The following is a 26,790-nucleotide window of genomic DNA, read 5'->3' on the forward strand; positions in this document are numbered from 1 at the left end:
GAGGGTCCTTCAGTAAATTGCGGCAATGACAGGGATATGCTGATGCTCCAGGTCGCGGCTGTGCCGGACGCAGGAAGACCGCGTGTGTGGTGGAGCATCAGAAATGAGGAGGGTGTTCGCTATGTCGGTCATCCTGATCCCAAGTTTGAGAATCAGGGCCGTCCCCGGAACGTTTCAAGGCGCGGGTCGTCCCGCGCGAGCGCTTTCTAGCCAAATCGTCGGCGGGTAGCAATGGCTTTCGGGCAAATGCATCGGCGCGGGAAAGTCTGACCGCGTGGTTGGCGACAAGAATGAAGATCACGGCCGATGAGATCAGCGTTTTCCAGCTTGCAGTGCGCTCGTGTGCACTTCGCATGGCCGTATTCGAAATGTCTCGATAAAGCGTCTGCTGCGTTTTCCACATCATGAATCTCACGATTGTGGGGTCGTCCCCGTGTGGGTTTGCAGAGCGCAGGTCGTCCCGCGATGCCGGACGTTCTCAGGCTGTAAACAAGAGCAGCCCAAAGATCGCAAACAGCATCAGATGCAGCAGCCCCTGCATCGCAGATGTCCGCCTGCCCAGATATGTCAGGGTCGTCAGCGCGATGGTCAGCGCAAAGAGGATGGTTTCCGTGGGCGAAATTCCGAAGATCACCATTTTGCCAGACAGGAGGCCGACCGTCAGAACCGCCGGCACGGTCAGCCCGACAGTGGAGACAAATGCCCCAAGGCACAGGTTGATTGCCCGTTGCGTCTCGTTTTTCAGCGCAGCCTTCACGGCCGTGATCGATTCCGGCGTGAAGACGATGATCGCGATGAGCACGCCGCCAACCGCAACGGGAGCACCGGCCCGGGCGACGCCAAAATCGATGACGATGGCAAGGTCGTGCGCGAGCAGCACGATTGGCAACATCAACCCGATCAGCATCGCCGAGTGAACGATGTTCTTTTTGCGGGCTCCGCCACCCGCCGCAATATCGGCCTCCGGGGCCGGGCGAGCAATTGGCTCCGCCAGCCGGATCGACATCCGACCCGGCGCGGGCTGCATGAAATGGCTGCGGTAACGGCCCATCTGAAGCACGAGGAAACCGCCGTAGACAATCACGGTTACGACCGAAACCACGACGGCCTGGAGAGCGGTGAACGTGCCGTCGCCAGCCGGCAGCGTATTCGGAACCAGAAGCGCGACACCGGCCAATACGACCGTCATGGCGATGAAGGAGACGGCACCCGGCGCGTTATATTCCTGCTCGCCATACCGTATCGCGCCCGCAAGCAGGCAGATACCCGTCACGAGGTTGAGGATGATCATCATCACGGCGAATATGGAATCTCTTCCGATCGTCGGGGCCTCGTTTGGCCCGAGCATCACGGCGGCAATCAGGATCACCTCGATTGCAACGATCGAGAGGGTGAGAATGAGCGTTCCGTAGGGTTCGCCCAACTGATGGGCCAGTTCATCGGCCTCTTTCACAACCCCGAAAGCCGCCATCAGAATGGTGGCGAAGAGAACGAGAAAGCAGGATATTGCAACTGTCGGGGTCATATCCGGCGAAAGCCACGACGTCCCGGCGAACTGAAAGACCACGACGACCAGCCAGGCCACGACGAGTTTGGGCCAGGCGCCCCGGATAAATGATGGAGATTTTGTATCTGACATTGCAGGCGACCTCATCTGGGGTCGTCCCCGGCAATCTGTCGCATTCGGGTCGTCCCGAACGAAGCTTCGTCAAGCAGTTACGCTAGCGATATCATGACAGGGTTCTTGAAGGCAATGGTGCTGGAATGCCTGCCTTGAAGATCTGTGCCGCTGATGATAGCACACTTCCGTGCAGGACGACCTGCGCCATCCGGATCAAGAGGGGACGGCCCCGTGTGTAAAGAACACGAGGAGCAAAGCCATGATCCCCTGCAATTACCCTGAGCAGATTTGCCTTTTTTCTCCCGCGCGACCGCATTGAGCGGTTTCGCGATGTTGGGTTCGGATATTATTTACTGGTCGACCACCTTTGCGCAGGGAATGCTTCTGCTTTCCATGGCACTCGTCACATATCGCCTGATCAAGGGGCCACGGGCGCAGGATCGCGTCATGGCTGTCGACACGATCTACAATCTGGCAATATTGCAGGCCTTGGTGCTGGCGATCAAAACCGGAAACGCCCTCTATCTCCCCTTTATTCTCATCCTTGCAGTTCTCGGCTTCGTTTCGACAGTCGCGCTCGCAAAGTTTCTGATGCGAGGGGAAGTGATCGAGTGATGAGGCAGTAGACGGTTTCAGCTCAGGATCGACAAGTCGCTGGAAAAATTGATCAAATTGCCGGCGCGGAAAATGTAGCGATGCAAAATCCCTGTCGATTTCGCATCGCTACGCAAAAGCCAGTTCCTGCTTCAGCTGAACGTCAAATTTCACCGAACCATCGGGCCGCTACCTCCGCGATTTCCGCCTCGTCAGGAATGGACTCCGTGGCCCAGGCGACGATGCCGTCGGGTCGCACCAGGACAGCGCTCAATCCCACCCGGTCTTCGATATCGCCTGCGACATAGGCGATCCGTCCATTCCAGCGATGCGCCAGCGCTTCAAGCGATGCGTCCGCGGCAAAGTTCAAAAGCAGACCGCTTCCTTCCCTTAGAAGTTCTCCGGTCCTCCTCCCGTCTGCCAGTTTGAAATCAGGAACGCTGCGGCCGACAAGCGGATGTTCGCCGCCAAGCTCATAGCGGATGGAAACGCCCCATACGCGTTCGGCGAAGTATGTCGCGCCATCACGGGTCTCTATGAGATCGCGAATGATGGCTGCGAGCGCTCGAGTGCTCCGGCTTGGGCGCATGAGTGCAACCTGGGCACGCGACCAGTCAAGGATCTGTGCGCCCAATGGGTGCCGTTCGCTCGTATAGCTGTCCAGCAATCCGTCCGGTGCATCGCCACGGATCGTCGCTGCAAGCTTCCAGCCGAGATTGATCGCATCGCCCAGCCCGAGATTGAGCCCCTGCCCACCGAGCGGAGAGTGGATATGCGCGGCATCGCCCGCCAGCAATACCCGGCCCTTGCGGTATGCGGTGGCCTGATAGGCTCGGTCCGTCCAGGTGGTTGCGATGTGAAGGCTTGAGACCGTGACGTCGGTGCCGGAAACATGCCGCAGCACGGCCTGCACATGCTCACGCGTGATCGGCTGGGTTCGGTGAAACCGGCCGCCATCAAAATCGACCATCGCGATGGTTCCGGGTTTTTGATAGGTGTACATGCCGGTCGGCGTGTAGTGGCGGCCGGAAGTGAGTTTTTCCGCATCCGCGATGTCGACCTCGGCGGAATAGCCCGTGAATTCGGGATCGGTGCCAACGAAATCGAAACCGCCAGCCTTGCGCACGGTGCTGCGGCCGCCATCGCAGCCAACGAGCCACCGCCCATGAAATGTCTCGCCGCCGGCGCGAATGGTCACGGCCTCATCCGACGGCCCGAAGCCCTCAACACCGGCGCCACGCCTGATCTCGGCTCCCATGGCGGTTGCTCGTTTTTCCAGAACGGCTTCGATTTCTTCCATGCTGGAAGCCAGGGTGACGGGTGTCGAATCCGCAAGGCGATAGGCCCATTTCGAAATGTCGATATTGTCGTGGAAGAACTGAATGCCGGCGAAGTGGCCGCCCGGCCGGCGCTGCTGATGCATCCAGTGTGCGGCCGATTGGCCGGTGCTGGATTGCTCTTTCGCGCGCTGCCGTTCGGTAAGCTCATCCAGCAGGCCGCGCCGGTCAAAGCTTTCGATCGTGGGTGCGGAAAGACCGCGCATGCCGAAGGGAAGTTGCTTTAGCGGCGAGTAAGGGTCCGACGCCTGCTCCAGCACCAGCACCGAGAGGTTTGCGAGACGCAGCTCGCAGGCGAGAAACAGGCCGACCGGACCGGCACCGGCAATGTGTCAACGGCGGAGTAAAAACCGGCCATGGGGCGGAGCAAAAGTCGGCCACTATGGCGCCGGCCTGAGACGGCCGGGAGGGCGTAGCCCGAGCGGGGGTCTTAGGCCGGCGCGGCGATTTTTTGAGGGGAGTTTTAGCAGGCCTTTCGGGCGCGACTTTGAGCGAGACGATAGCTTTCGCCGTTCATCTCGAGGATGTTGACGTGGTGGGTGATGCGATCGAGCAGTGCGCCGGTGAGACGTTCGGACCCCAGTGTTTCCGTCCATTCGTCGAAAGGCAGATTGCTGGTGATCAGGGTGGCACCACGCTCGTAGCGTTGCGAGATCAGCTCGAACAGCAATTCCGCCCCGGTCTTTGATAGTGGCACAAATCCCAGCTCATCGATGATCAGCAGCTTGTAGGCGGCCATCTGCTTCTGGAACCGGAGCAGACGCCGCTCGTCACGCGCCTCCATCATCTCGCTGACCAGGGCCGCCGCCGTGGTGAAGCCGACGGACAGGCCCTTCTGGCAGGCGGCCAGGCCGAGACCGAGTGCGACATGCGTCTTTCCCGTGCCGCTCGGGCCCAGCGCAATGACGTTCTCGCGGCGCTCGATCCATTCGCAACGGGAAAGCTCTAGCACCTGCATCTTGTTCAGCTTGGGGATGGCTGTGAAGTCGAAGCTGTCGAGGCTTTTGACGACCGGGAACTTGGCCGCCTTGATCCGACGTTCGACCTTGCGGCGGTCCCGCTCGATCATCTCCCGTTCAGCAAGCCGGAACAGGTAGCCGACATGATCGACGCCTTCGGTGGCGCATAGCCGGGCCAGCTTCTGGTGCTCGCGCTGGAAGGTCGGCAGCTTGAGGGTTTTGAGATAGTGGCCAAGCAGGATCTCTGGCGCGTCGCTGCTCATGCCGCTTCTCCCGCATCAGATGACAGGAGGCGCATATACGCCTTTGCTGACGTCTTCTCGACAGTCGCCGTCGGCAGGTAGGGATAGATCGCCAGATCCAACCGCGGCGGCCGGCGCTCGACCCGGCACAGGATCAGATGCTTGACCGCATCGAAGCCGATCGCGCCGAGCTGTATCGCCTGCTTCACCGCTGCATGTAGATCGGCAAGGTCGAAGCTTTCCAGCAGGCGCAGAACCTGCACGTATTCTCGCCGCCCATGTTTGGCCATGCGGCCTTCCATCAGCCGGCGCAGCGTCGCGAACTCGTCTGGCAGATCCCAGCCCTGCAATGGAGCCGCCTGATCCAGAGAATTGATCTTCCGCTCGATCAGCGGCAGGTAATGGACGGGATCGAAGACGACGTCTTCCCGTTCCCAGCATCGCGGATGACGCGCGATGATCTCGCCGCGGCAGCCGATCACCACCTGATCGACATAGCCCCGGACCCAGACGTCCTGATGGCCGTAGGCGACCGGTACGGAATAGTCGTTCGTCTTGTAGCGCACCAGCGACTGGGCTGTCACAACAGCGCTGGCCTGGTCGCAGGCATCAAACGGCGACGCCGGCAAGGGACGCATGGCCGCAAGATCGCGCTGCAGCCGTTCGCCAATCGTCTCGCTCTCGCCCCGCAGCTTGTCGCGCTGGCGTTTGCGGCACTGCTCTTCCAGAAAAGCATTGAACGCATCCCATGTCGCAAACCGCGGGATCGGCACCATGAAGTTGCGTCGGGCATATCCGACAAGACCCTCGACATTCCCCTTGTCGTTGCCCTTTCCCGGCCGCCCATAGCGATCCCGGATCAGGTAGTGGGACAGGAAGCCGCTGAACAGCGCTGCCCGCTTGCGTGTGCCGTCGGGCAGGATCTTTGCGACAAGGCAACGGTCGTTGTCATAGACGATCGACTGCGGCACGGCCCCGAAGAACGCAAAGGCGTGGACATGACCATCCACCCAGGCTTCGGCCACTGCCGCCGGATAGGCACGCACATAACATCCGTCGCTATGAGGAAGATCCAGCACAAAGAAGCGAGCTTTCTGCTCGACGCCGCCGATCACCACCGTCGCCTCGCCGAAATCGGCCTGCGCATGGCCCGGTGGATGCGACAGCGGCACAAACACCTCCTGGCGGCGTTGATCCCGCTCGCGCATATAATCCTTGATGATCGTGTAGCCGCCGGTGAAGCCGCACTCGTCACGAAGCCGGTCGAACACCCGTTTGGCAGTATGCCGCTGCTTGCGCGGCATCACCATGTCAGCTTCCAGCCACTGCTCGATCGTCGAAACGAATGCATCCAGCTTCGGACGCCGGATCGGCGAACGTCGCTGATAGCCGGGCGGTGTCGAATACGACAGCATCTTGGCCACGCTGTCGCGCGATACGTTGAAATGCTTTGCTGCCTGACGCTGCGTCATCCCTTCGGAAACAGCCAGGCGAACCCTCAAATAAAGTTCCACGGTGTAGATCCCCTGTCCCTCCTGCGATCATTGCAGAAAGGAAATAGGTGGCCGGATTTTACTCCGCCCGCGGACGGACTATTCCGCCGCTACCGTGGCCGACTTTTCCACCGCCGCTCTCAACATGCCGAGCGTCACGGTGACGTATCGCAAACCTGCCGCTATTTCGGTATTGGCAGAGCCAGTTTCTATCGATGGAAATCGGCTTTCGAGCGCTATGGCGAAGCCGGGCTGGAGAACCGATCCTCCGCACCAAAAAATCCCGCTAACCAGAAGCCTGCAGAAATCATCGAGAAAGTCTTGCATTTGCGCACCAGATATCATCTCGGTCCGATGCGCATTTCTTGGTATATGAGCAGGTACCATGCCGTCACCATCTCCGATGCCTGCATCTATCGAATCCTGAAACGAAATGGCGTCAGTCGGCTTCCCGGCGGTACGCGTGTTAGGAAAATCCATACTCAGAGATACGAGCAGCGGGTGCCGGGGCATCAGATACAGGTCGACGTAAAATTCCTTAAATTCGAAGACGTTAGCGGTAAGATCGTCAAGCGTTTCCAATACACGGCAATCGACGATGCCACCCGCATCCGAGCCTTGAAGGTCTATGATCGCCACACCCAGGCCAACGCTATTCATCGACACCGTAGTCGCCAAATTCCCGTTCCGCATTCGCGAAATTCGAACCGATAATGGGCACGAGTTTCAGGCCAAGTTCCACTGGCACGTCGAAGACCAGGGCATTCGGCACGCCTATATCAAGCCAGCGTCGCCCCAACTAGATGGAAAAGTCGAACGGTCACACCGTACCGATGATCAAGAGTTCTATCAGCTTTTGTCCTATACAGATGACATCGACCTCATTCAAAAACTCAGCGAGTGGGAGAGGTTCTACAATCTTGCAAGGCCGCATGGCGCTTTCAATGGAAAGGCACCTTACGAAATCCTCCGAGAACGCTTATAATCCAGATAAGGATGTCTCATCGCCCTTCAGAAGATTACAATTTTACGTGACGCCCGTCGGGAGTGAAAGCGCGGACGGGATTGCCGTGACGGATTTCCGCAAGCTCATTACGGCGGTCGCAGTTGGCGGCAGCAGTTCTGAGCGGAAATTATTTCCGCAACTTGCGCTCGACAAAGTACGCGCAGGTATCACTTTGAAAAAGCATGCGCCTCAATAATCGCCCCAACCCATTCCAACCTCAGACCAGTGGGCAGCGTCGCGTTCCGCGTCGAGATCTTCCTGAGAGACCTTGATAAGTTCAAAGTCCAGATCGTACATGGGCAACTGCCAGTTCCTGAGCAGAGAGGCTACGTGCCCGTGTGTTGCGTGCTGTTGCACCAATCCAACGGCTTCAAGTCGATCCAGCATTAGTCTAACTAGGCGTTGTGCTTCATGATGCTGCAGTGGGCTTTCGTTGAACGAGGGCTCTTCGACACAGAAATCTTTGGTAGCCCATACGTCGGAAACAATATTCAGCCCCAACTCTGAAAAGACGCCAACTGCGCCGAGTGCCTCGGCGACCTGCAGTGAAGCTATCTGCGATGGCGAGAAGTGGAATTCGGTATCGGTAGGGAAGCTCCAGAAAGGCTTACCGTCCTCATACGTCTCGATATCGACGTACATCCGGCTCTCTCTTTTATGAAGAATCGAGTTTGGAAAGATGTACTCGCTGACAGGGCCATCGACATAGTGAGCCCGCCGCTCGAAATCGACGTAGCGCCGAAGTTCGAAGAGATCTACGGCATTCCATCCCGCCGCCTCAGCATAAATCAGTCGAGCGAGATGGCTGTAAAAGGGCTTCAACAACCTTCCGATTTGTTGTGCCCTACGTTTCGGGGGGCAGCGGACGATATCTAATATTACCAAGATCTTCGCGGCCTCCTCCATCGCGAGGCTCGTAAGCACGTCAGCTTCGCGGCTGCCCTCGGGCAAACGTTCGGAAGCCTTTGAGAAACTTTGTGCAGATGCCAATAGATGGGGAAGTCCCTCAGCAAGAAAATTCAGCCTGTCGGCGTCGTTCATTTGAGTTAGTCGGGACGCCTGCTTTAAGCCGATGTTGGGGGAACCCATTTCTTGCCGCAACTCCCTATATTTCGTTGCTTTCGATTGGCCAGTGAACGCGTCGTTGGTATGAAATCGCAAAAGTTTAGCGCGAATCGATTCGGAGGGGTAGGAGTTGTATAAGCCTGGGGGAACAATCGCGGATGCATTGGGGCGCATCCAGAGTAAGAGCTACGTACTACCGGCCATCCAGCGCGAATTCGTCTGGAAACCCGAGCAAATAGAAAAGCTATTTGATAGCCTCATGCAAGGCTAATCGCGATGATGACATTCCGACGGGAAGTTTCACATAAGCTGCGCGTTCTTCAACATGCCGAGCGTCACGGTGACGTATCGCAAACCTGCCGCTATTTCGGTATTGGCAGAGCCAGTTTCTATCGATGGAAATCGGCTTTCGAGCGCTATGGCGAGGCCGGGCTTGAGAACCGATCCTCCGCACCAAAAAATCCCGCTAACCAGAAGCCTGCAGAAGTCATCGAGAAAGTCTTGCATTTGCGCACCAGATATCATCTCGGTCCGATGCGCATTTCCTGGTATATGAGCAGGTACCATGCCGTCACCATCTCCGATGCCTGCATCTATCGAATCCTGAAACGAAATGGCCTCAGTCGGCTTCCCGGCGGTACGCGTGTTAGGAAAATCCATACTCAGAGATACGAGCAGCGGGTGCCGGGGCATCAGATACAGGTCGACGTAAAATTCCTTAAATTCGAAGACGTTAGCGGTAAGATCGTCAAGCGTTTCCAATACACGGCAATCGACGATGCCACCCGCATCCGAGCCTTGAAGGTCTATGATCGCCACACCCAGGCCAACGCTATAGACTTCATCGACACCGTAGTCGCCAAATTCCCGTTCCGCATTCGCGAAATTCGAACCGATAATGGGCACGAGTTCCAGGCCAAATTCCACTGGCACGTCGAAGACCAGGGCATCCGGCACGCCTATATCAAGCCAGCGTCGCCCCAACTAGATGGAAAAGTCGAACGGTCACACCGCACTGATGATCAAGAGTTCTACCAGCTTTTGTCATATACAGACGACACCGACCTCGTTCAAAAGCTCAGCGAGTGGGAGAGGTTCGACAACCTTGCAAGGCCGCATGGCGCTTTCAATGGAAAGGCACCTTACGAAATCCTCCGCGAACGCCTATAATCCAAACAAGGATGTCTCATCGCCCTTCAGAAGATTACACTCCAGGCGATCAGCGAGTAATCCGCTCCCGGCCCGACCTCGGTCTGGTACCCTCCGCCTTCTTCTCCTTGGTGTTGTCAGGTGGTGCAGGAGCTGTATGGCGCCCTGGCCGGACACCGCGGACGCGGTTATTCGAGGCGGGGGTCATTGAACCCTGTAAGATCAGTGGCTGTCATCGGCGCGCGAAACGGCACTGCACGGTGCAACCAACAGGACAAATGGCAACGAGGGTCATCAGATCGTGAGAACGTAGACGATCTCGTAGGTCGCACGATCGATGACGACGATCCGTTCGTCAGCAAGAACGATATATTCGTAATTACGGTACTGCGGAACGATCTGGATCACGCGCGCTGGGAGCCTGTGAAGCCTAACGGTTCTTGGAACCGCGGTTCCAACGAAAATGCTGAATATCGGGCGGACGGGTTCTACCTTGTTTTCGATAATGACATTTCGGATTTCGGTGCGCTGCTCGATCGTGACATCGACGTTCACTTGCGAACCGGCCTTCTGCTCTTTTGTCGCCGCAGATGGCGACCCTGAGACATCGCCGTTGGTCGCACCAGCAGTGCCTGTCTTTCCGTCGTGGTTTTGGAAGAACCAGGTATCCGTGCTTTTCGTGGTCCGGTTATCAGCTCTGCCGAACGGGATCCGACGAACAAACAGGAACGCGGCTCTGTGCCTAACGCCTGGTTTGCCCGCGATGAGACGAAATCGCCGATATTCTGCCCTATCCACGTGCCAAAATGAAAAAGGTCCGGAAGGTTCGCAACGGGATCACGATCGACGATCTCTATGGTTTCCTGACTACCGATGCCAATCGCCTCGTGTAGCTTTCCGGGCGCTCCACCGCTTCAGTTGCTACCTCCCTCTTATTCGGCCGTTCGCCTGCGCCACTGTCCAGACCCTTGCATGGTCACTCGTATGCCCGACGCGCCGCCATGCTTGTTGAGCACCTTGCCTCCGCTGCTGGAACCAAAAGAACATAAAAGGGTTAATCAGGCGGATCAATCTACGCAGATCCGAGCTAGGGAGAAAACCATGAAAAACACTATTCTCACAGCCGCCTTCATTTGTGTCTCGGCCCTTACAGCACATGCCCAGGGTGCGCCCGCGGCCAACAGCGACGGAAACACGCCGGCAATTGCGACCCCCGACACGAAAAACCCGACGGCCCCGGTAGAGGGCGCCAACAGTTTTACTGAGGACCAGGCAAAGGATCGGATCGAAAAAGCGGGTTATACGGGGTTGAAGGATCTCAAGAAAGACGACAGGGGCGTTTGGAATGCTACCGGCATGAAGGACGGCAAAACTGTTTCGATCGCTCTCGATTATCAGGGCAATGTTGTTGCCAAGTAACCCCTAGGAGGATGTTATGAGAACTGTTACCGGACTTTTTGACGATTACGCAGACGCAAGTTCCGCCGTCAGTGAACTCGAAACTCTGGGCGTACCATCCAGCGATATCAGTATCGTTTCCAATAACGCCGATCGGCGGCACGAAGAGTCGAATGCCGCAGAAGGGGCCGGAACTGGCGCGGGGATCGGTGCGGTCGTCGGCGGCGCGGGCGGCCTGCTCACCGGCCTTGGCTTGATGGCCATTCCGGGCGTCGGTCCGGTCGTTGCAGCCGGCTGGCTTGCTGCGACTGCAGCCGGCGCGGCAGCCGGTGCGGTTGCAGGTGGGGCCGCTGGTGGGATTATTGGCGCACTGACGAGCTCCGGCGTCCCGGAACGAGATGCCCACTTCTACGCCGAAGGCGTCCGCCGGGGTGGCACCCTCGTCACCGCAAAAGTGGATGACGCCTTGGCGCCGGAGGCTGAAGCCATTCTCAAACGCTCGAATTGGGTCGATCCGACAGAACGTCGCGCCGCCTACGAAAAGCAAGGATGGACGCATTTCGACGAAACGCTCTCGCCCTACGAGGCCAACCAGATCGAGCAGGAACGGCTTCGCTATCGCCGCAATGGTATGTGAGAGTTTCAGGAGGGGCGCCACGGTGGCGCCCCTTCAGTGACGCCCGATACCGCCTTTGATAAAGATCTCGTTTGTAAGACAATTGCCGCGATTAATTTAACGGTCTGCGACATAGATTTCATTCCACCCGCTCAAATTAGTATGCAGAATTCGTAAGCGGGACAGCCAGCCGGCCGTAAGAGCCCCTCGCCCCTTCGTCAGCCGTTTGAAGCCTGAAATCTATCGGCATGCAAAAGCTTGCAACTCCGCGCGGGCCCCGTTTCGGCACCGTCCGTCCACGCAGGGAATATCGCAAACCAAGTTTTAACCATTGCCGTCAATTATAATATGGCGCGGCTTGTATAGCGTCCGCGCGTTCCCGTCGGAGACACTCGCATTTTCCGAAAGATTTTACTTTTCCTGATCGTCACCTTGTCTACAATATTCGCGGCCATGCTGATCGCAGTGATTGCAGCAGAGACAAATTGGATCGCGAGTTGGGACAGCAAAATAACGCTCGCCCCTGGCACAGCTTATAAGCTCTAACTGCGATCGCGACATTGCCGTCTCGCGAAGGTCGAATGCAGATGCTCGACTCAATCCTCACCCTGATTGTCATTTTTATCCCGTCTACGCGTTCTTCAAATGGGTTCATCATGACGCGCCGAATGCGGGTACATCCTCAAAACCGCACCAGGCCAGCCGCGGCCTAAAACGCCACTAATTTTCGCGCTGCCGCTCTCCTGTCGATGATGAAAAATTTCCCCGCGCCTGCATTTAAGATTTCCAGAGCTCCGCTCAACCCGGGCATGGTGCAGGACTGCCGTCATTGCCGGATGATCCAAGTTGGGTGACAATCTTACGGCGTCCCGACCTCGCCGAACGAAGTGAACGACATGAGCGGAAGGTAGCTTGCTCTTAGGGACGCCACCTGCATGGTGCCGCTATCGGACATCCGTTCTCTCTCTTCTCTCACCCCGTTCATTAGCGCGTTTATCAGAAGAAGCGGCAGCCAGTCTCCATCCATTGACCTCATGGAACCTCATTGCCGACCAATCGTTTTGTTCTCGCGAAAGGGCCACGTCGCCATGTTTTCTCGGGGCCCAGGAAAACAAGGAGAAAAATCATGGTGAGCGGCCAACTGAAAGCATTGCTGGGTGTACTTGCGGTAGCAGGCTATCAGAACAGGGAGAAAATCGCGGATTTTCTGCGGGGGTTGAACACGCAGCAGACCTCCGGAGCTAACCGGGATGAAGAAGCGTCCTCCAACCAGACAAGCGGTGGCGACCTGCCCGGCAAGCTCGGTGGCGGCAGGGAGTCGGGAGGCATCGGATCTATTTTTGACGGGCTCACCTCAGGAGGAACTTTAAGCGGTGGTCTGAGCGACCTTCTCAAGACGTTCCAACAAAACGGCTTCGGGCAGAAGGCGGAGTCCTGGATCAAGCCGGGGGCAAATGACGACATCAACGCCGACGAACTCTCAGAGGCGATCGGGCCGGAGGTTCTCGATGAATTGGCCGCGAAGACACGTCTGTCGCGGGAAGAGATATTGGCGCGTCTTAGCAAGGATCTACCGCAAGCTGTCGATGAACTGACGCCAGATGGGACCATTCCATCCGAGCAGCAGGTTTCGAAGCTCTGATATATATCTTTGCCGGATAGCGCTGACACGCTGTGGGGTGCTTGATCTGTGAGAAAATGCTCGCCGCGAGAGGTCGGCATATAAAATGTCGCGGACGTTTTTTACTCTCTGGAGCAACAGGAAAATGGAGGCGGCAGGCCTCATTTCCGCTGATCAGGAAACAGCGGTCCCAAAACGCCCAGGTTCTCAACGCGACCGTAGACCCTTCGCGGTTTACTCTTTCCTGCAACCACTCGCTGGGCGGCCGACATGTAGCCCAGCGATTGACGGGCTTGGAGATTGCTGCCCGCCTTGTATGTCAGCGGCGACTGCTTCAGGCTTGCCCAGAACGTTAGTACCCGACGGGCGCCCGCCGGCGTCTTCACCGTGACCCAACGTACCATGTCTGACACCTCAGCATACCGGATTTCGCGCGCAAGAGGTTCCGGAGATCTCGTTTCTTTGTTGCGCATGGAAGCTTGAGAACCACGCCGGAACAGCAAAAAAGAAGAAGCAGAGATCCATTTCGGATGGTTCGCCATGATCGCAGCGGCGGACATTACGGCTTCGAGCGCGCTGACGCGGCAGAAGCTAGGTTGGCAGCCGGGTGGTCCCAGCTTGCTCACTGACCTCAAAAACATGGACTATTCGGTGACGCAGGCCCGAATTGGGAAATACTGACTACGACCGGAGCACAAAGACCGACCGCGCACGCGCAGCGAACCTGGAGCGTAGCAAGATCTGCCAGAATCTTGGACCGCAGCTCGCTTCGTCACCAGGCATGTGGGGGTCGGCCTCATAGCCAGGTCGTCGTGTCAATCGGCGTCGTAACGGGGCTCTGACTCATATGTGGAACGGCCCGGTTAGCAAGGCGTTGGCAGCATGAATCTCCGTCGGACGGTGCAGTCATATGTCCGGCCTGATATGAGTCAGAGCCAATTCTCGATGGGAAATATCCTGTGCTACCGGGTCACTTCTCAGTGGCAATCAACACAGTGCCATCCACATCATCGCTATCGGGAGGCTTCGACTGGATGCACGCACACAGGATTACCTCGCCCGAGGGATCGCAGCCGGAAACTCGAAGCTCGAGGCAATTCGCTGCCTCAAACGCTACATCGCCCACGAAGTATTCGCTATCCTTATGCGGCGGCACAAGGAAATCAACCAAACCCAAATGGCGGCTTGACTCTTAGAAGGGCGTCCGCGGATCGCATATGTGTCCATTCGCTATTCTGAGCGGCTGGCGGAGGCGGGCATCGAGCCGTCTGTCGGGAGCGTCGGTGATTCCTATGACAACGCTCTCGCCGAAACGATCAACGGCCTTTACAAAGCCGAGGTCATCCATCGCCGGGGACCATGGCGCAACTTCGAAGCCGTGGAGTTCGCCACGCTCGAATGGGTCGATTGGTTCAACAACCGCCGCCTTCTGGAGCCCATCGGCAACATACCGCCAGCCGAGGCCGAAGAACGATACTACGCCATGCTGGACGCACCAGCCATGGCCGCATAACTTAAGCCAAACGGTCTCCGGTAAAGCCAGGACGGTTCACATCGACCTCTACCAGATGCATCACGTCAACCGCTTCACGCCCTTCGAAGAAATCTGGCAGGCGATGGGGCATTGTAAAGTTAACGACCGAGAAGCAAAGGTGCGACGCCAGCCGCATCCAACCGTTCATGCCCGAGCGATCTTCGCCCATAGGGCCATCGCCCCTGTGCGCAGTTCTCGCTGAGGGTTGGAGGGGATGTCTTTTGAGAAACTGGCCAAAAACTCCATTCGTGTGAAGCCGGCCAGAGGCGGTGCCTCCATCATCGTTTCGTCAGATGCTGCTGTACCAAAGCCGACGTCGGGCGAAAATGGAGACGCGGCCGTCATTACGCTCAGCGAGCAATCACGACTTCCGGCTGGCGTTATCGTGCCGCAGTCAAAATTGAAAACAGCGACCCTTTGGCCAGAATATCTTGCCGGAATAGGAAATAATTTCCGCGGCCCAGCCCTACGATCTCCCAACGATCGTCTGCGTCTCGCGGTCATATCGGTACAGATGTAGCTGCCCGTCCCTGATGAGCTGGGCTGCCTGGGCGACGTGTTCCGGCAGCACATAGAACCACTCGCGCGGCCGAATTCTCTTGCCAAAGCGGTCAATGATGAAAAGCTCACCCGGTCTGGCGGCGTCAAAGAACCGATAGAGCAAGTTCTCGACCTTGGAACACGACAGGTTCTGCAGCTCGTAAGTGGCGACAATCTCGACGGGTGCTAGAAGGAAGGTCGGATCATTCCGAGCGTCAGCTACGCGACGCCGGACGTCTTGCGAGGTTACGCCGATCTGGTAGAGGATGTCGCGTTGCGGTTTGATTGCCGGGTCTTCGGAGAGGCTGCGCGCCACGTAGATCGTACCGGAAAGCGCAACCTTATCGGTCTCCCTGTCCGGGTCGAGCGGCCGAGGCCGAGGCGCTGAATGACCCGAGCGGTTTTGTCGTCGTTAAGGGACTTGCGGAACGACGACATCAGCGGGTCGCTCTCGGTGCCGTTCGAAAAGATCACCCGCAGGCGATGGTCGCGCGCGCCACCGCGCTGCGTGCTTTCACTCTTTTCCGCGATATATGCGAGAAGGCCATTGCGAATGAAAAAGTCGCCTTCGACAGGCTCGATAATGGCCCATTTCTCAATGAGCGTGGCTTCGCGTGCGCGGCTATCGAGAGCCTGTTGCATGGTCTCGAACAGGCCCGCAAATTGATCGAAATCCTTGCAGGGGATGACGTCCGCCCGATGGTCAGGCATCTGACGTTCCGCTGCCGGCGTCACGTGTTTGAGCTGAACAAGGTCCGGCTGAACATCCAGACCGTCATCGGCAAAGATGTCATCGAGCGAGTCCGGGATGTCGTCGTGTTCAGCGCATCCAGCATGTCAGCCGCCATGCCGGGAAGGGCGGGCGCATAGTGAAACTTGCCGGTCAGCAGAACGCCACCCGCAATATCCGACTTGTTGGTGCTGCCCGCCCGCAGCTTGGCGACGGTTGCCTGCGCATTATCGGTTGCCTGCGCAAAGGCATAGCCAAACTCGGTGGGGTCAAACTTGGCCTTGGCGATGGCATCGAGGGCGTCGGCAATTTCGGTGGGGTTCATCATGAAAGTTCAGGCTTCTTCTTATCGTTGCAGGCGGTGCGGTCAGGCCCAGGCCGGAATGAAAATGCGCTTCAGGGGAATGAGCTGCTGGGTCTCGAGATCGAGCTTATCGTACTGCTCCAGCAGGCTTTTCACCAGATCATCGAGATCCATAAGGGCAGTCGGGATACGGGCGCGTTCGGCCTCATAGCGAGCCTCACGGGTAAAGCCGCCGGTGCTGACGTAAAGGCCTTTGTCGAGGTCATGTCGTCCGGCGATGAAATTGCGCAGATCCGGCGCGCCCATGGCGCCTTTGCGATGCTTCACTTCCACCACGATGCGGGGTGCTTCGAAGCCGAACCCATCTGGCGAGGCGACGATATCCTTGCCTTGATCGGGTCCGGCATCTGAAATGCGTGTCTTGTAGCCGAGGGAGCGGAGCAGACCCGCAACGAGATCCTGCATTTCCGACCAGCTCAAGCATTCACTTTGTCCTTGATGAACTCATGGGCTCGGCTGGCCATGGATTCGAAAAGATCCTCCTCGGCAGCCTCGGCCACTGGGGCAGACAGTTCGGCGGGTGTCGTGATGTTGCCGGATAAAGCTTTCTTCAGTTCTGCCGCGACATCGTTGGATAGCCGGAACAGGGTCGATATGGAGCCTAGGCTATTGCGGCTTTCGACAGAGAGCAGGTCGCGGCTGACTTCGCCATCCCATCGCACCGAGCGAACCTGTGTGTCTTCCGGGTCTATCGAAGCATCGTGGCGATAGGCGCTGGCGATCTCCCCCACCAGATAGACCCGGCTCGACGGATCGTAGGTCACGACCATATCGCCGATGGTCATTTCATTGACGAATCGATGGAGCTGCCCGGCTGCCATTGCCTGGCTCTGCGGCTTGGCGCCAGCGTAGACCTTTGCCAGCGCTTCGCCGATGGCTTTGCGGCTCTTGGCGTCAGACAGGTCGCCCAGCGCCGGCCAACCAATGGCAACGACCGACTTTTCCTTGAACGCATCGAACAAGCGGCCGTTGCGTTCGGCGCGAACCATCCACGATTTTGTCATATGCATCCCCCTGTCGCAGGATACATTCATCACGCATCGCAAAATTGCAAGATTGATCCGGGTAGCCCGCCACGGGTGCCGAGGTGACGTCGTCGATCCGGAAGTTATTTCCGCGCGAGTGCGTCTTCAACGAGATCGGATGGCGTTGTCGTCGAGGGACAGATCTCGTCCCCAGTGCGGCCGTGAGAGGCCGGAAATCGCCCCGGATAACACACGCATTAAGTGTGGATTTTACTTGCTTCAACGAAAAGCAAGATTCCGGCGCAGAGGAGGCAAACCGGTCGATTCGGAAGTATTTATAGTATATTTTGAAGCATATCTCTTGGTTAGCAATTATTGCAAAACTCCCGGTTGGTTGAAATGCTTGATCGGCGTGCGATAATATTCTCTGTAAGGTCGTTGAATCTTACGATCTCAAGAAAACAAGGAGATAGACTATGGGTATCATCAGCAAAGCGGCCGCATCGGCCCACCGCGCCCGCCCCTTTTATGAGGAGCACGAAATCAGCGATGAGCTGAAGAGCGTGCTCGAGGAGGAGGCCAAGCACCTTGTCGGCGCGCGGCGCCGATCGACGGAGGATGCATTCGAAGAGGGGGAGCGTTTCGATAGGATCGCCACGCTTCTGCCCGAAGGGACCTTGGAGAAATGGGCGGTAGAATGTTGCGGCTACACCGCGCGGCACGTGCGCACCAAGCGTGCGGTCCACCGCAACCTTCAGGCCTATAAGGAGATCCTGGTTGCGCTTGCCGTGGGTCCGACCGTGCTTGGAAAGATGAGTGCGGCCACACCCGAGCAGGTCGAACAGATCATCGGCTTTGCCAGCACGCATGATCGGCTGCGCGTTCAGGACGTCACGGCGATCATCGCCGGATCGAAGCAGGACGTTGAGGAGAAGCCCGAAATTGATCCCTATGATGTCGGTGGACCTGATGGGCTTAAGGCGCTCATCGCCATCAAGGTACGGGACGGCATGAGATCTTTCGTTGGGCATATCGAGGAGATCCGCAACCACGTGCTGGAGGCCTTGCCGAAAAACAACATCGTCAAGAAGGATCTCGCCGCGAAAATCCACCTCACGGCACGCCTCGCAAACCGCGAGTTGGAAAGCCTGGTGCAGTTCGTCCGGCCGCATCCGAACGACAGGCACACCATGACCTCGACCGAATTGCCGGCGAAATCTGGTTGGGAAAAGGTCAGCCGGTTGCTCTACAAGATGGGCAGCGAGACTTCTTGGCCTGACAAGGCCGAGCTTCGGACCTGGCTGGAAACCGAGGTCGTGCCGCTGCTGAACTGGGTGGTTCCCGAAAAGGGCGACCCGGTCAGGCCGGAGGCCAAGGCTGATGTTGCAAAGGGCGTGGTCGCTTCTGCCAAGGGTGTCGCGGACACTCCGACCCCGGCCAAGAGTTCGGCCTCGCCTAAGGCAAAGGCACCGAGCAGGCCGTCGTTGGAGGAGAACCTGGCGAGGCTCACGGATGGATTGACCGCCATCATGACCGGTGACTTCAAGGTGCCTGCATCTGACGATGACGCCATCCCTTCGGTGGCCGAGGCGCTTGCCAAGCCTGAGAAGCGCTTTCAGCGCCCGGCGTTCATCGACAGGATCAAGCCGACTTCGCCACCGACGACCGCGGCATGAAGCGGCAACGAGAACTGGAGGGCCGGATGTCCGGCCTTTCCATCAACATCGAGAGGGCCGCTTGTCGGCCCTTTCTCATTGGTGGCGTCGATCGGACACGATGATCGCCGAGGCGGTTGCCTCGTACTTGTCGCAGGCGCTCAGTCGGTCTCGGTTTGGAAGTAGCCGTGAGCCCTGCGTTAACCTTGTTCCGGTCCTGTTCTCTTTTTCCAGTCCGGGACCTTGAGCCCGGTCTCGGGTCCTGCCAGGTTGCGGCTGTTCCGGACAGCCGGGACAAAGCGGCCCAAGCCGATGCTGGACACATCGAAAAGGGCCTGACCGTCAACCTTGGTTAGAAGGAATCGGGCTATGAGCACGAATACCGTTTCTGTTCCCTATGGGGAAGTTCTCCGTTCCACGATCAACGCGGCTGATGCCGCTGCGGCGTCCGGATCCCGCCTGCGCCCGTTCGGCCTTGGCCGCAACGCGGCTCCGACTGCGGTTCGCGAACCGGCGGTGCTGCGCCGCCATCCGCATCTGGTGCGCTTCGCCGATGTCGAAGCCGATCTCGATTTGCTGATCGATCGCGCCATTGCCGCCATTGCCGACGGCGAACCGATCGAGGACGCGATCCTCGGCCACTATGTCCACATCGCCTCGCTGGTGCGGGCCGTCTCGTTCCGGGAAGGCAAGCTGCTGGAGCAGGCGGTCGAACGGCTGGCGAAAGCCAATCCGAACATCCTCGTCCTGACCCAGTCGTTGAAGCTGCCACTGGTCAAGGCGGCGATGGAAGCGGTGACCGGAAACAACTGGTCGAGCCTCGACGGCATCAAGCTGGATTGTGAGGCGCCGGCCAAGGGCAGCTACACGCCCGACCTCATCGTCGTGAACCGCGCCCGGCACACGGCCTATATCCTCGACTTGAAGCGGTCGTTGGCGTCCTATGGCGACACAAGCCGGCTCGAAGAGTTGAAGCTGAAGATGATGGCGTCGGCGATGGTTCTGCCGGATTGGCTCTACAAGAACCAGAAGCGGCTGATGGTCGATGCGGTCGAGGTGGCAATCGTTGATGGAGCCAGCCGACCGAGCGATCATGCCACTGGCATCTGGGCGCTCTCCGAACTCGACGACCTCCTGGAGATCGATGGTGTCGCCGACTGCATGGCCGAACTGCGCCTGCGCTTCGGCATCCGCGTGCAGCAGCTTCTCGAAACCGAGGCGCGCAAGGCGCTTGGTTTGGACAAGATGCCCGTCATGGATCTGGCAGTGATGACAACGGCCGCGACTGCGGTCCTCCATCCGCGGATCAACCTCAATGGACCGAGCCGGAGTTACGAAGAAGATCTGGCTGCCCGGTCTTGCGACGACGACGATCTGTGCGATCGCATCGATGATGACGGCTTCAGGGACGTCGATGAAACCGAGGATGATGAGCCGGTCCCCATGTTTGTTCGGGTTGGCTTTGCCCGGCGCCCTCGGCACTGATCGAGCACGTCATCCGACTGTCGTTGATGCCTATTGCCTGATGGCCTGACCGCCGCGCCCTGACGCTTGCCGTCAGGCGCCGGATGTCGACCGCCATGCGTGCCCATCAGTCCTCAAGGCTGCGGCTTTCCATTTCCATCTCCCAATGACGCTGGACCCGAGCGCGGTTCGGCGAAGGAGTTTCCATGTCTTCCGACATCACCCCGGATGTGCCGCCGCGCATCCGCTGCGAGCCGATCGCATCGTCCTCGACGTCACCGAACCCTACCTGCCATCGTTCGCATGGCACTGTCCTCCGCTATCCCGGACCTGCTCGTCATGATCCGCCCGCTGACGATCCGGCCTTCCTGATCGGACTGGCGCTTGGTCATGTCCGGCAGGGCGATGGTCTGACCGGCACCGTGCCGGACACGGTCATCAACCGACTGCAGGCGCAGGCCGGGCGTGGCAATCCCGCCTGCCGCCTGCTGCTCGACTGGCTCGGTAACCGCAACGGCAATCTCGTGGCTCAGCCACAGTCGGATGCGGGCGATCCGAGTCCAGCCGAGCCCCGTCCCCTTCGTCGCCGGATCCGGGAGCGTCGCCGCGCTGGGCCGGGGAGCTTGAAGAAACACACATCAAAGAAGGCGGGGGCGTCCGATCCCAAAACGGCAATTATTGCCGCGATGACGGAGGGCCGGATCGATGAATAAACTCGCCCGTCTTTTGCTGCGCCGTCTCGACCGTGTCGCCCGTCGGGACGCCCAGCGCAACGCCCATGCCAATGGGCTTCTCGCCATGAAGATCGTCGAGGTCGATGGTCATGTTCTCCGCCGCTACAGTCCCGCATTCGATACCGATCGCATGAGCGGTGATCGGGATCGTGACCTCGCCTGGATCCGCCGCACCTTCGCGGCCTATCTTTTGCCGCCGGCTCAGCAGTCCGACATTGTGGTGACTGAGGGGAAGGCGTCGACAGCGTTGCTGCCGTCGCTCTACCGGCCAGGTCAAGCCACAGCCGATGATCATGCCGCAGCAGCCGATCACAGACGCCGTGCCTATGCCGTCGGTCTTGTTGGCCGGGCGGGCCGGGCACCGCTGGTCAGTAACGTCGTGGCGGCTCTGGTGCTGGCCCGCGCGATCGAGAATACGCGCATGCCGCTTGCCAGGATCGTCCAGACGATTGCCATGGCGGCGCCCGTGGTCAGCCTGCACGCACCCGTGCCCGGCTTCGAGCGTGCCATGCGGCGGTTGATCGAATTGCCGGGCTTTCTTCCCGGGGCTGTTCCGAACGGCATCGACGGTGACTATGTCTATGACGATGGCAGCTTCGCGGTCGCCGAAGGCACGGGGCGTCCGTACATTCAGTTCATCGGCGAGTCGGTCCATCGCCTGACAGGCGCCACGCTGCAGCGGCGACTGGTCAATGCGCTGACGCGGGATTATCCGGTCGTGGCCATCTCGGAGACGGCGCAGCACATCCCATCCGAAATCAGCATCGCTGCCGATGTCGCCCTGGTCGGCGGGTTCCTCGACTACCCCTTCATCAGCATGATGTTCGAAGCCATGTATGGTGACACCGGTCTGGCGGCGCTCACGCGATGGACCAATGCCTATGACGCGCATTATCTGACCATCGATGACGTTGTGCTGGCGTTCCGGCCGGGTCGCGGCGCGTCCGAGGTGCTCGACGTGCTGGCTTCACTGACCGAGCGCAATCGTGTGGCCGCTCGCGATGGTGATGATGACGACGACGAGCCAGCATCCAAGGCCACCGGAAAATCCTCGAAGTCGAAACAGGATAGGACGTCGCCGGAGAAATCTTCCTCCGGAAAAGACAGTGGCGGCGGATGGAAACGTGACAAGCCGTCGGGTGCCGAGATCATCCAGCCGGAGCTCTGGGGGCCGGGGGAAGACGACCACCCGTCGCTGATGGTCGAGACGCTCTCCGGATACGGCAAGGCCAAGACCTGGGCGCTGGATCTCAAGGCTGATCTGGCCGATCACAGGGCAGGGGCTCTCGCCTGGTCGGACATGAGCACCAAACTATTGCTGCACGGTCCACCCGGGACCGGCAAGACGACGTTTGCGCGGGCGCTGTGCAACAGCCTGCAAGTGCCGCTGGTCGTGACCTCTGTTTCTACCTGGCTGCAGGGCGGCCACCTCAACGATGTCATCGCCAAGATGACCAAGACGTTCGCCGAAGCCCGCGCGATTGCCCCGTCCATTCTGTTCATCGACGAGATCGATGGCATCGGCAAGCGGCAGCCGGCAGAGCGGGAATATGCCGACTATTGGAATACGATCGTCAACAAGGCGCTGGAGCTGTTGGACGGGGCGGCGAAAAGCGCGGGCGTGATCATCGTCGGTGCGACGAACAGGCCCCAGGAGATTGATGATGCGATCAAACGCTCCGGGCGGCTGGAGACCCATATCGAAATCCCCATGCCTGATGTCGCAACGCTTGCGGCCATCTTCATGCATCATCTCGGTGACGATATGGCGGTGCTGGTTGGCGATGCTGGAAAACCGAACGGCGAGGCTCACGACGAGGTGGAGGCGGACGCCGCGGGAACGCATGTGGAAGGCCCGCCGCCACCAGAAAATGATGCTGACACAGCCAGCGATGCACACGGCTCAGGTGAAACCCGGAAAGGAAGGACGACATGACAACGACATCGAAGCATATCGAACCGGGCACTCCTGACGCTGCCGCTTTGGTGCTAAAGCGGCTGGCAACGAGGGCGATGGGCCTGACTGGCGCCGACATCGAGCGGATCGTTCGCCAGGCGCGCCTGAAAGCCCGACGGGAAAAGCGGCCGATCCGCTATGAAGATCTCGAGGAAGGTATCCGGATGGATCGGCCGCAGGTGCCTTACGATCTGCGCTGGCGCTTCGCGATCCACGAAGCCGGACATGCGGTCGTCCATCATGCGCTGCGGCTCGGCACGATCCACGGCCTGAACATCGACACATCCGGAGGCGGTGGCTATAGCCAGCTCGGATTCACGGCATCGGGGAGCGATACGCTCGGCTATCGCGAGGATATGCTTGCGATGTTGATGGCCGGACGGGCAGCCGAACAGATTGTGGTCGGTGCGGTCTCGGCAGGATCCGGCGGCACCGAGGATAGCGATCTCGCCCGGGCAACCAGGCTGGCGCTTGCCATGGAGCGCTCCCTCGGCTTCGGCGCCGTCCAGCCACTGCTTTATCGCGAAGACCGTGACCCGACCGCTGTGCTCGACAGCAATCCGGATCTCGCGGCGCGCATTCATGCACGATTGGAAAAGGCGCTGTCGCGGGCAGTCGAGGTTTTGGGCGAGAACAGGGACAAGCTCAATGCCCTCATCAAGGCCCTGTTCGATGCCCAGGCTTTGGATGGCGGTGCCGTCAAGCAGCTTCTCAGGCAGGGTGATCGGACGGCTGGAAACTGACAGCATGCCGTCCGACCAAACGGCGCCTGGCGCCCGGTGCTAGGGCAATGATGTGACCTGATCTGGCTTGAGTTGGCTTGAATTGCGGACGACTTGTCTCAGGTCGCCCGCAATCTGAGACAAATTGCGCTCATTTGATTCCGTGGTCTGAATTTTTGATTCAAAGGTCAAGGACGCTGATTCAGCAACGGCGTTTGCCTCGGGGTAACTTGTGTCGATGCGACATGACGTGCCCGCACGTTGAGCCAAATTGCGCTCTTTTGATTCAAGGTTCCAGGCCGCCGATTCTCAACTCTGGAATTCCGATTCCGCCAAACGGCGCTTGCGCCGGTCGGCCGGTCCCTCGACCATGAAGGAGGCCGAGGAGCGGGAGGGTTGAGATCATGAGCATGAAGATGGCAAGGCAGCGGCAGAAGGCGCTTCGGGATGCCAACAGGCAGGCACGACGTCCTGACCGGGACGACGTGGCAAGGGTGGCGTTGTTCTGGTTGATCCGCCGCGCCGTGGACAAGGGCCAGGAGGCCGAGCTTGAGACGTTCCAGGGCGTGATCGTCTCCATGCTGACCGAGCAGGGCTTTGATGAGCGCGAATGCGATGCCGTCTTCGATGACCTCGTCGCCAAATACCGATCCGGTGGGCTTCCCTTCCGCAGGAAGCTCCATCTGCTCTTTCCGGACCGAAACGAACGGGAGACGTGAGCCGTCACTCTATCGGCCCGGCGACTCCCTCCACCGTCGTCTTCCCACGGTCTCACGCCAAACGGCGTTTGCTCTTTGGATACCTGCTCCCCCCATTACTTCTTAAAACGCCGTTTGATTCTGAATCGGATTTCCAGAGTTCGAAACCGAGCTCAGCCCGATGTCGCACTACCAGCCGAACAAAGTCCGACCGGAAATCATTTCCGCTCGGGCTTCATTTCTTGCCTTCTCGCGCCCATGGCGGCGGCTGCTTGTTCTCGATCCACGGAAGAAGTTGCAGCGGCTTCGATTCGACGGTCGACGTAATGATTGGGTAGTGCTTGAGGGCGCTGCGCATCAGCGGAAGGCCGGCCGGGTTCGTGTATCGGGTATTCGTTTCACTGCCTTCGCTCAATCGCCCCGAGATGTCATCGATCACTTCAGATGAGACTCCGGCCTGCTTCAGGGTGTCCGCCATCCCGTGACGAAGGGCATGAATGGCTCGCTCCCACATTTTTTCGCCAAGCGCGCCCCGCATGACAGGGATGAAAGTGTCGTAGAAACGGTCTCCTGGATCGTTATCCGTCTTATCCGAGAACAGGTCTGGGAAGAGAGCTTCGTAGCCTAGTCCCTTGATCGCCTGATAGTAATCGAGGAAGCCCAATCGGATCAATTCGTCGGGCATGGGCAGCAGCCGTTTTGATTGCGCGGTCTTCAATCGCCTGATGCCATTGGTGCGAAGGAGGATGACATATCCGTCCTCATCCTTTGCAATGTCGTCAACGGAAAGTCCTGCGAACTCTTTGCGTCGCGGCCCCAGGTAAGTGAACAGGATCGGCAGATAATAAAGCGAATCGTGGAAAACTTGGCTGCCCGGTTTTCTTCGTTTTCCTCGCAGATGATCCAGAGAGCCAGTGTAGACGGGGCTCGAGAAAATCGGAGCGATGTCTTCCGGTTTCGGTTTGTATTGCTGGTGACGGATGTCTCCTGCTTTGGGCTTTCGTGGACGCAGGCCTTCAAAGGTCCAGTTTTCGATTTCGAACCCGTGGCCTTTCAGATGCTTCAGGAAGTGCTGTAGATTTCCGAAGTGCTTTCGGATCGTTCCCGGAGCCAGACCAACCTTCGCCTCGGTTCCTGAAATCTCCGCAGCCTTACGCAGTCTGTCGCCTTCCGCACGAAGTTCCGGCGCTGACATGACGCGCATCCTGCTGCTTCTGCCCCAATCCGTCGGAATGTGATTGAAGTGCTGGCGCAACTGCCCAATGTGGTATTGTTCGATCTGCCCGGAATGCTCTACCCCATGCTCGATAAGCACCGACTTGAACATCCGAACCAGCGCCATGGCATCCCGCCCGGTTTCAGTTGTCCAATCCTCGCCCATGTTGTCGATGAGCTTCTCACACTCCTGCTCGAAGTCGGCAATAGGAACGACCCTCTGCTCGGCACTGGGAGCTTTCGGCTGTGCCGTGATTTTCTCTGGGCGCGGTGTGAGATCCAGATAAGCGACGCCCGGCTCTCCTGAAATGATCTGTAAAGCCGATAAGGACGATTGTTCATCGTGCCGCGTCGGCGGCTCAGGCGCTGCAGTTTCAGGAACGAGAACCTCGGCAATCGGCATGATGGCTCTTTCGCCGCCCGTGAACTCGCTCTGGCTTCTGTCAACAAGCTCGTGCCGCTCATCAATGTCGAGGAGGGCAGTAGCGCGACCCTCAAAGATCTTCGACATGGCGCGCTGACGATTAGCGACAGTGTCGTCGATTTCGAAATTGTAGATCAGTCGCCGGATGCCGTCTTCAAACCCCGGGCTGCGCGCGATCGCCAGTTCGCCCCGGTAGTTCGCCCTGATGGCGTCGATGTGCGAGATCGGGACACGGTTGTTGAGGAGATAGGTTAGGCCCGCGCAACCGCTCTCCAGCGTCAGCTCCGTCCGGCTCCCGAACTTCGCGACGAGCTGACAGGCCCAACCGGCCTCGAGATCGAGTTCCATCTCCTCGACATTCCCGCCACGGCCGTTGCGCCGGGCAAGCGTATTGATCTCGTCGAGTCGCTCGAGTTCTTTGTCGCGCTCATGCTCGAACAGTTTCTGAAGCTGTTGCTTGGACATCGTTTCCTTCGAGTTCAACTTCAATTCGGCCAGTCGCGTGTTGAGCTTCCGGCCAATGATCTGAGCCCTTCTATGGTCGGAACAATGAAGGCTGAGTGAAAGGCGGCTACCGGGACCGCAGTTGATGAGAGCGGCCGGGACGCGTGGCCGCCAATAGAAGATGTTTCCGCGGCGGATCAGATTCTCGACTTCGTGGCGCACGGCCATGACGAATGCCCTGTC

26 protein-coding genes and 6 pseudogenes are annotated in these 26,790 nt (G+C 58.7%); 17 read left to right on the plus strand and 15 right to left on the minus strand.

Annotated elements, in window-relative coordinates:
• Positions 1-97: 97 nt before the first annotated feature.
• Together JZY08_RS21535 and JZY08_RS21540 are read right to left on the minus strand one after the other, a co-directional pair.
• Positions 98-406, minus strand: coding sequence for a hypothetical protein (locus JZY08_RS21535; protein WP_216331653.1), 309 nt, complete (start codon positions 404-406; stop codon positions 98-100).
• A gap of 72 nt (positions 407-478) precedes the next feature.
• Positions 479-1,639 carry a calcium:proton antiporter gene (locus JZY08_RS21540; RefSeq protein ID WP_253204087.1) on the minus strand — a complete coding sequence of 387 codons (1,161 nt, stop codon included), beginning with the start codon at positions 1,637-1,639 and terminating at the stop codon, positions 479-481.
• 315 nt (positions 1,640-1,954) lie between these two features.
• Between JZY08_RS21540 and JZY08_RS21545 the strand changes: the two genes are divergently transcribed.
• Positions 1,955-2,236, plus strand: a complete 282-nt coding sequence (locus JZY08_RS21545) for a K+/H+ antiporter subunit F (RefSeq protein WP_216333491.1) — start codon at positions 1,955-1,957, stop codon at positions 2,234-2,236.
• A gap of 142 nt (positions 2,237-2,378) precedes the next feature.
• On the opposite strand, the gene JZY08_RS21550 is transcribed toward JZY08_RS21545, so the two are convergent.
• The 3 genes from JZY08_RS21550 to istA form a co-directional block, all read right to left on the minus strand.
• Positions 2,379-3,881 carry an FAD-dependent monooxygenase gene (locus JZY08_RS21550; protein WP_216333492.1) on the minus strand — a complete coding sequence of 501 codons (1,503 nt, stop codon included), beginning with the start codon at positions 3,879-3,881 and terminating at the stop codon, positions 2,379-2,381.
• Between the two features lie 134 nt (positions 3,882-4,015).
• Positions 4,016-4,774, minus strand: coding sequence for an IS21-like element helper ATPase IstB (gene istB, locus JZY08_RS21555; protein ID WP_035226016.1), 759 nt, complete (start codon positions 4,772-4,774; stop codon positions 4,016-4,018).
• Positions 4,771-6,267: an IS21 family transposase gene (gene istA / locus JZY08_RS21560; RefSeq protein ID WP_035226019.1), complete on the minus strand. Its 1,497-nt coding sequence runs from the start codon at positions 6,265-6,267 to the stop codon at positions 4,771-4,773. Before istA ends, istB begins: the two co-directional genes overlap by 4 nt.
• A 120-nt stretch (positions 6,268-6,387) precedes the next feature.
• Here istA and JZY08_RS21570 point away from each other — a divergent pair.
• Positions 6,388-7,231, plus strand: a pseudogene (locus JZY08_RS21570) (IS481 family transposase); the annotation flags it as partial.
• Positions 7,179-7,448: a hypothetical protein gene (locus tag JZY08_RS21575; protein WP_216333523.1), complete on the plus strand. Its 270-nt coding sequence runs from the start codon at positions 7,179-7,181 to the stop codon at positions 7,446-7,448. The pseudogene JZY08_RS21570 and the gene JZY08_RS21575, both read left to right, overlap by 53 nt.
• On the opposite strand, the gene JZY08_RS21580 is transcribed toward JZY08_RS21575, so the two are convergent.
• Positions 7,442-8,293: a hypothetical protein gene (locus tag JZY08_RS21580; protein ID WP_216331654.1), complete on the minus strand. Its 852-nt coding sequence runs from the start codon at positions 8,291-8,293 to the stop codon at positions 7,442-7,444. The two genes, JZY08_RS21575 and JZY08_RS21580, sit on opposite strands and share 7 nt — an antisense overlap.
• A 154-nt stretch (positions 8,294-8,447) precedes the next feature.
• Here JZY08_RS21580 and JZY08_RS21585 point away from each other — a divergent pair.
• Positions 8,448-8,585: pseudogene (locus JZY08_RS21585) on the plus strand (DUF262 domain-containing protein); the annotation flags it as partial.
• An 8-nt stretch (positions 8,586-8,593) separates the two neighbouring features.
• Positions 8,594-9,487: an IS481 family transposase gene (locus JZY08_RS21590; protein WP_216331656.1), complete on the plus strand. Its 894-nt coding sequence runs from the start codon at positions 8,594-8,596 to the stop codon at positions 9,485-9,487.
• 273 nt (positions 9,488-9,760) lie between these two features.
• Here the strand turns inward: JZY08_RS21590 and JZY08_RS21595 are convergent, their stop codons facing one another.
• A complete protein-coding gene (locus JZY08_RS21595) occupies positions 9,761-10,021 on the minus strand; it encodes a DUF1236 domain-containing protein (RefSeq protein ID WP_216331657.1) in 261 nt (86 codons plus the stop codon).
• A gap of 129 nt (positions 10,022-10,150) precedes the next feature.
• Here JZY08_RS21595 and JZY08_RS27620 point away from each other — a divergent pair.
• The 4 genes and pseudogenes from JZY08_RS27620 to JZY08_RS21610 all read left to right on the plus strand — a co-directional run.
• Positions 10,151-10,356 (plus strand): annotated as a pseudogene (locus JZY08_RS27620) (SOS response-associated peptidase); the annotation flags it as partial.
• A 211-nt stretch (positions 10,357-10,567) separates the two neighbouring features.
• Positions 10,568-10,885: a PepSY domain-containing protein gene (locus tag JZY08_RS21600; RefSeq protein WP_072495350.1), complete on the plus strand. Its 318-nt coding sequence runs from the start codon at positions 10,568-10,570 to the stop codon at positions 10,883-10,885.
• A gap of 16 nt (positions 10,886-10,901) precedes the next feature.
• Positions 10,902-11,501, plus strand: a complete 600-nt coding sequence (locus tag JZY08_RS21605; RefSeq protein ID WP_216331658.1) for a general stress protein — start codon at positions 10,902-10,904, stop codon at positions 11,499-11,501.
• A gap of 1,105 nt (positions 11,502-12,606) precedes the next feature.
• Positions 12,607-13,122, plus strand: a complete 516-nt coding sequence (locus JZY08_RS21610) for a YidB family protein (RefSeq protein WP_052114369.1) — start codon at positions 12,607-12,609, stop codon at positions 13,120-13,122.
• Between the two features lie 290 nt (positions 13,123-13,412).
• On the opposite strand, the pseudogene JZY08_RS21615 reads toward JZY08_RS21610, so the two are convergent.
• Positions 13,413-13,600, minus strand: a pseudogene (locus tag JZY08_RS21615) (gamma-glutamylcyclotransferase); the annotation flags it as partial.
• A 492-nt stretch (positions 13,601-14,092) separates the two neighbouring features.
• Here JZY08_RS21615 and JZY08_RS21620 point away from each other — a divergent pair.
• A pseudogene (locus JZY08_RS21620) lies at positions 14,093-14,290 on the plus strand (IS110 family transposase); the annotation flags it as partial.
• 27 nt (positions 14,291-14,317) lie between these two features.
• A pseudogene (locus JZY08_RS21625) lies at positions 14,318-14,614 on the plus strand (integrase core domain-containing protein); the annotation flags it as partial.
• A gap of 1 nt (position 14,615) precedes the next feature.
• Here JZY08_RS21625 and JZY08_RS21630 read toward each other — a convergent pair.
• From JZY08_RS21630 to JZY08_RS27630, 6 genes are all read right to left on the minus strand, one after another.
• On the minus strand, positions 14,616-14,804 hold the full coding sequence (locus JZY08_RS21630; RefSeq protein WP_216331659.1) for a hypothetical protein: 189 nt from the start codon (positions 14,802-14,804) through the stop codon (positions 14,616-14,618).
• A 297-nt stretch (positions 14,805-15,101) separates the two neighbouring features.
• On the minus strand, positions 15,102-15,491 hold the full coding sequence (locus JZY08_RS27795) for a GIY-YIG nuclease family protein (RefSeq protein WP_216331660.1): 390 nt from the start codon (positions 15,489-15,491) through the stop codon (positions 15,102-15,104).
• Positions 15,422-15,886 carry a hypothetical protein gene (locus tag JZY08_RS21640; RefSeq protein WP_216331661.1) on the minus strand — a complete coding sequence of 155 codons (465 nt, stop codon included), beginning with the start codon at positions 15,884-15,886 and terminating at the stop codon, positions 15,422-15,424. The genes JZY08_RS27795 and JZY08_RS21640 overlap by 70 nt, the downstream gene beginning before the upstream one ends.
• Positions 15,887-15,906: 20 nt before the next feature.
• Positions 15,907-16,233 (minus strand): hypothetical protein, encoded by a 327-nt coding sequence (locus JZY08_RS21645; protein ID WP_216331662.1) that lies wholly within the window; start codon positions 16,231-16,233, stop codon positions 15,907-15,909.
• Positions 16,234-16,272: 39 nt separating this feature from the next.
• Entirely contained in the window at positions 16,273-16,689 is a 417-nt protein-coding gene (locus JZY08_RS27625) for a restriction endonuclease (RefSeq protein WP_253204088.1), read from the minus strand.
• A complete protein-coding gene (locus JZY08_RS27630; RefSeq protein ID WP_253204089.1) occupies positions 16,686-17,258 on the minus strand; it encodes a restriction endonuclease in 573 nt (190 codons plus the stop codon). The genes JZY08_RS27625 and JZY08_RS27630 overlap by 4 nt, the downstream gene beginning before the upstream one ends.
• Positions 17,259-17,710: 452 nt before the next feature.
• Here JZY08_RS27630 and JZY08_RS21655 point away from each other — a divergent pair, with 452 nt between their 5' ends.
• The 6 genes from JZY08_RS21655 to JZY08_RS21680 all read left to right on the plus strand — a co-directional run bounded on the left by JZY08_RS21655 (position 17,711) and on the right by JZY08_RS21680 (position 24,485).
• A complete protein-coding gene (locus JZY08_RS21655; protein WP_216331663.1) occupies positions 17,711-18,910 on the plus strand; it encodes a hypothetical protein in 1,200 nt (399 codons plus the stop codon).
• 348 nt (positions 18,911-19,258) lie between these two features.
• Positions 19,259-20,374 carry a hypothetical protein gene (locus tag JZY08_RS21660; protein ID WP_216331664.1) on the plus strand — a complete coding sequence of 372 codons (1,116 nt, stop codon included), beginning with the start codon at positions 19,259-19,261 and terminating at the stop codon, positions 20,372-20,374.
• A 185-nt stretch (positions 20,375-20,559) separates the two neighbouring features.
• Positions 20,560-21,066 carry a hypothetical protein gene (locus JZY08_RS21665; RefSeq protein ID WP_216331665.1) on the plus strand — a complete coding sequence of 169 codons (507 nt, stop codon included), beginning with the start codon at positions 20,560-20,562 and terminating at the stop codon, positions 21,064-21,066.
• Positions 21,059-23,023 carry an ATP-binding protein gene (locus JZY08_RS21670; RefSeq protein ID WP_216331666.1) on the plus strand — a complete coding sequence of 655 codons (1,965 nt, stop codon included), beginning with the start codon at positions 21,059-21,061 and terminating at the stop codon, positions 23,021-23,023. Before JZY08_RS21665 ends, JZY08_RS21670 begins: the two co-directional genes overlap by 8 nt.
• Positions 23,020-23,787 carry an ATP-dependent Zn protease gene (locus JZY08_RS21675; protein WP_216331667.1) on the plus strand — a complete coding sequence of 256 codons (768 nt, stop codon included), beginning with the start codon at positions 23,020-23,022 and terminating at the stop codon, positions 23,785-23,787. The genes JZY08_RS21670 and JZY08_RS21675 overlap by 4 nt, the downstream gene beginning before the upstream one ends.
• A gap of 383 nt (positions 23,788-24,170) precedes the next feature.
• Complete coding sequence (locus JZY08_RS21680; RefSeq protein WP_216331668.1) at positions 24,171-24,485, plus strand: hypothetical protein; 315 nt, start codon at positions 24,171-24,173, stop codon at positions 24,483-24,485.
• 214 nt (positions 24,486-24,699) lie between these two features.
• Here the strand turns inward: JZY08_RS21680 and JZY08_RS21685 are convergent, their stop codons facing one another.
• Entirely contained in the window at positions 24,700-26,775 is a 2,076-nt protein-coding gene (locus JZY08_RS21685) for a DUF6538 domain-containing protein (RefSeq protein WP_216331669.1), read from the minus strand.
• Between the last annotated feature and the right edge of the window lie 15 nt (positions 26,776-26,790).

Source organism: Rhizobium sp. X9 (genome assembly GCF_018873185.1).
Lineage (GTDB): Bacteria > Pseudomonadota > Alphaproteobacteria > Rhizobiales > Rhizobiaceae > Agrobacterium > Agrobacterium oryzihabitans.

Bases quoted from the DNA above. Each gene is read 5' to 3' on its own strand.
- JZY08_RS21535 (WP_216331653.1), bottom strand. From the start codon at position 406: ATGATGTGGAAAACGCAGCAGACGCTTTATCGAGACATTTCGAATACG.
- JZY08_RS21540 (WP_253204087.1), bottom strand. From the start codon at position 1,639: ATGTCAGATACAAAATCTCCATCATTTATCCGGGGCGCCTGGCCCAAA.
- istB (WP_035226016.1), bottom strand. From the start codon at position 4,774: ATGAGCAGCGACGCGCCAGAGATCCTGCTTGGCCACTATCTCAAAACC.
- JZY08_RS21575 (WP_216333523.1), top strand. From the start codon at position 7,179: ATGGCGCTTTCAATGGAAAGGCACCTTACGAAATCCTCCGAGAACGCT.
- JZY08_RS21580 (WP_216331654.1), bottom strand. From the start codon at position 8,293: ATGAACGACGCCGACAGGCTGAATTTTCTTGCTGAGGGACTTCCCCAT.
- JZY08_RS21590 (WP_216331656.1), top strand. From the start codon at position 8,594: ATGATGACATTCCGACGGGAAGTTTCACATAAGCTGCGCGTTCTTCAA.
- JZY08_RS21600 (WP_072495350.1), top strand. From the start codon at position 10,568: ATGAAAAACACTATTCTCACAGCCGCCTTCATTTGTGTCTCGGCCCTT.
- JZY08_RS21605 (WP_216331658.1), top strand. From the start codon at position 10,902: ATGAGAACTGTTACCGGACTTTTTGACGATTACGCAGACGCAAGTTCC.
- JZY08_RS21610 (WP_052114369.1), top strand. From the start codon at position 12,607: ATGGTGAGCGGCCAACTGAAAGCATTGCTGGGTGTACTTGCGGTAGCA.
- JZY08_RS21630 (WP_216331659.1), bottom strand. From the start codon at position 14,804: ATGGGCGAAGATCGCTCGGGCATGAACGGTTGGATGCGGCTGGCGTCG.
- JZY08_RS21640 (WP_216331661.1), bottom strand. From the start codon at position 15,886: ATGCCTGACCATCGGGCGGACGTCATCCCCTGCAAGGATTTCGATCAA.
- JZY08_RS21645 (WP_216331662.1), bottom strand. From the start codon at position 16,233: ATGATGAACCCCACCGAAATTGCCGACGCCCTCGATGCCATCGCCAAG.
- JZY08_RS27630 (WP_253204089.1), bottom strand. From the start codon at position 17,258: ATGGTTCGCGCCGAACGCAACGGCCGCTTGTTCGATGCGTTCAAGGAA.
- JZY08_RS21655 (WP_216331663.1), top strand. From the start codon at position 17,711: ATGGGTATCATCAGCAAAGCGGCCGCATCGGCCCACCGCGCCCGCCCC.
- JZY08_RS21660 (WP_216331664.1), top strand. From the start codon at position 19,259: ATGAGCACGAATACCGTTTCTGTTCCCTATGGGGAAGTTCTCCGTTCC.
- JZY08_RS21665 (WP_216331665.1), top strand. From the start codon at position 20,560: ATGTCTTCCGACATCACCCCGGATGTGCCGCCGCGCATCCGCTGCGAG.
- JZY08_RS21670 (WP_216331666.1), top strand. From the start codon at position 21,059: ATGAATAAACTCGCCCGTCTTTTGCTGCGCCGTCTCGACCGTGTCGCC.
- JZY08_RS21675 (WP_216331667.1), top strand. From the start codon at position 23,020: ATGACAACGACATCGAAGCATATCGAACCGGGCACTCCTGACGCTGCC.
- JZY08_RS21680 (WP_216331668.1), top strand. From the start codon at position 24,171: ATGAGCATGAAGATGGCAAGGCAGCGGCAGAAGGCGCTTCGGGATGCC.
- JZY08_RS21685 (WP_216331669.1), bottom strand. From the start codon at position 26,775: ATGGCCGTGCGCCACGAAGTCGAGAATCTGATCCGCCGCGGAAACATC.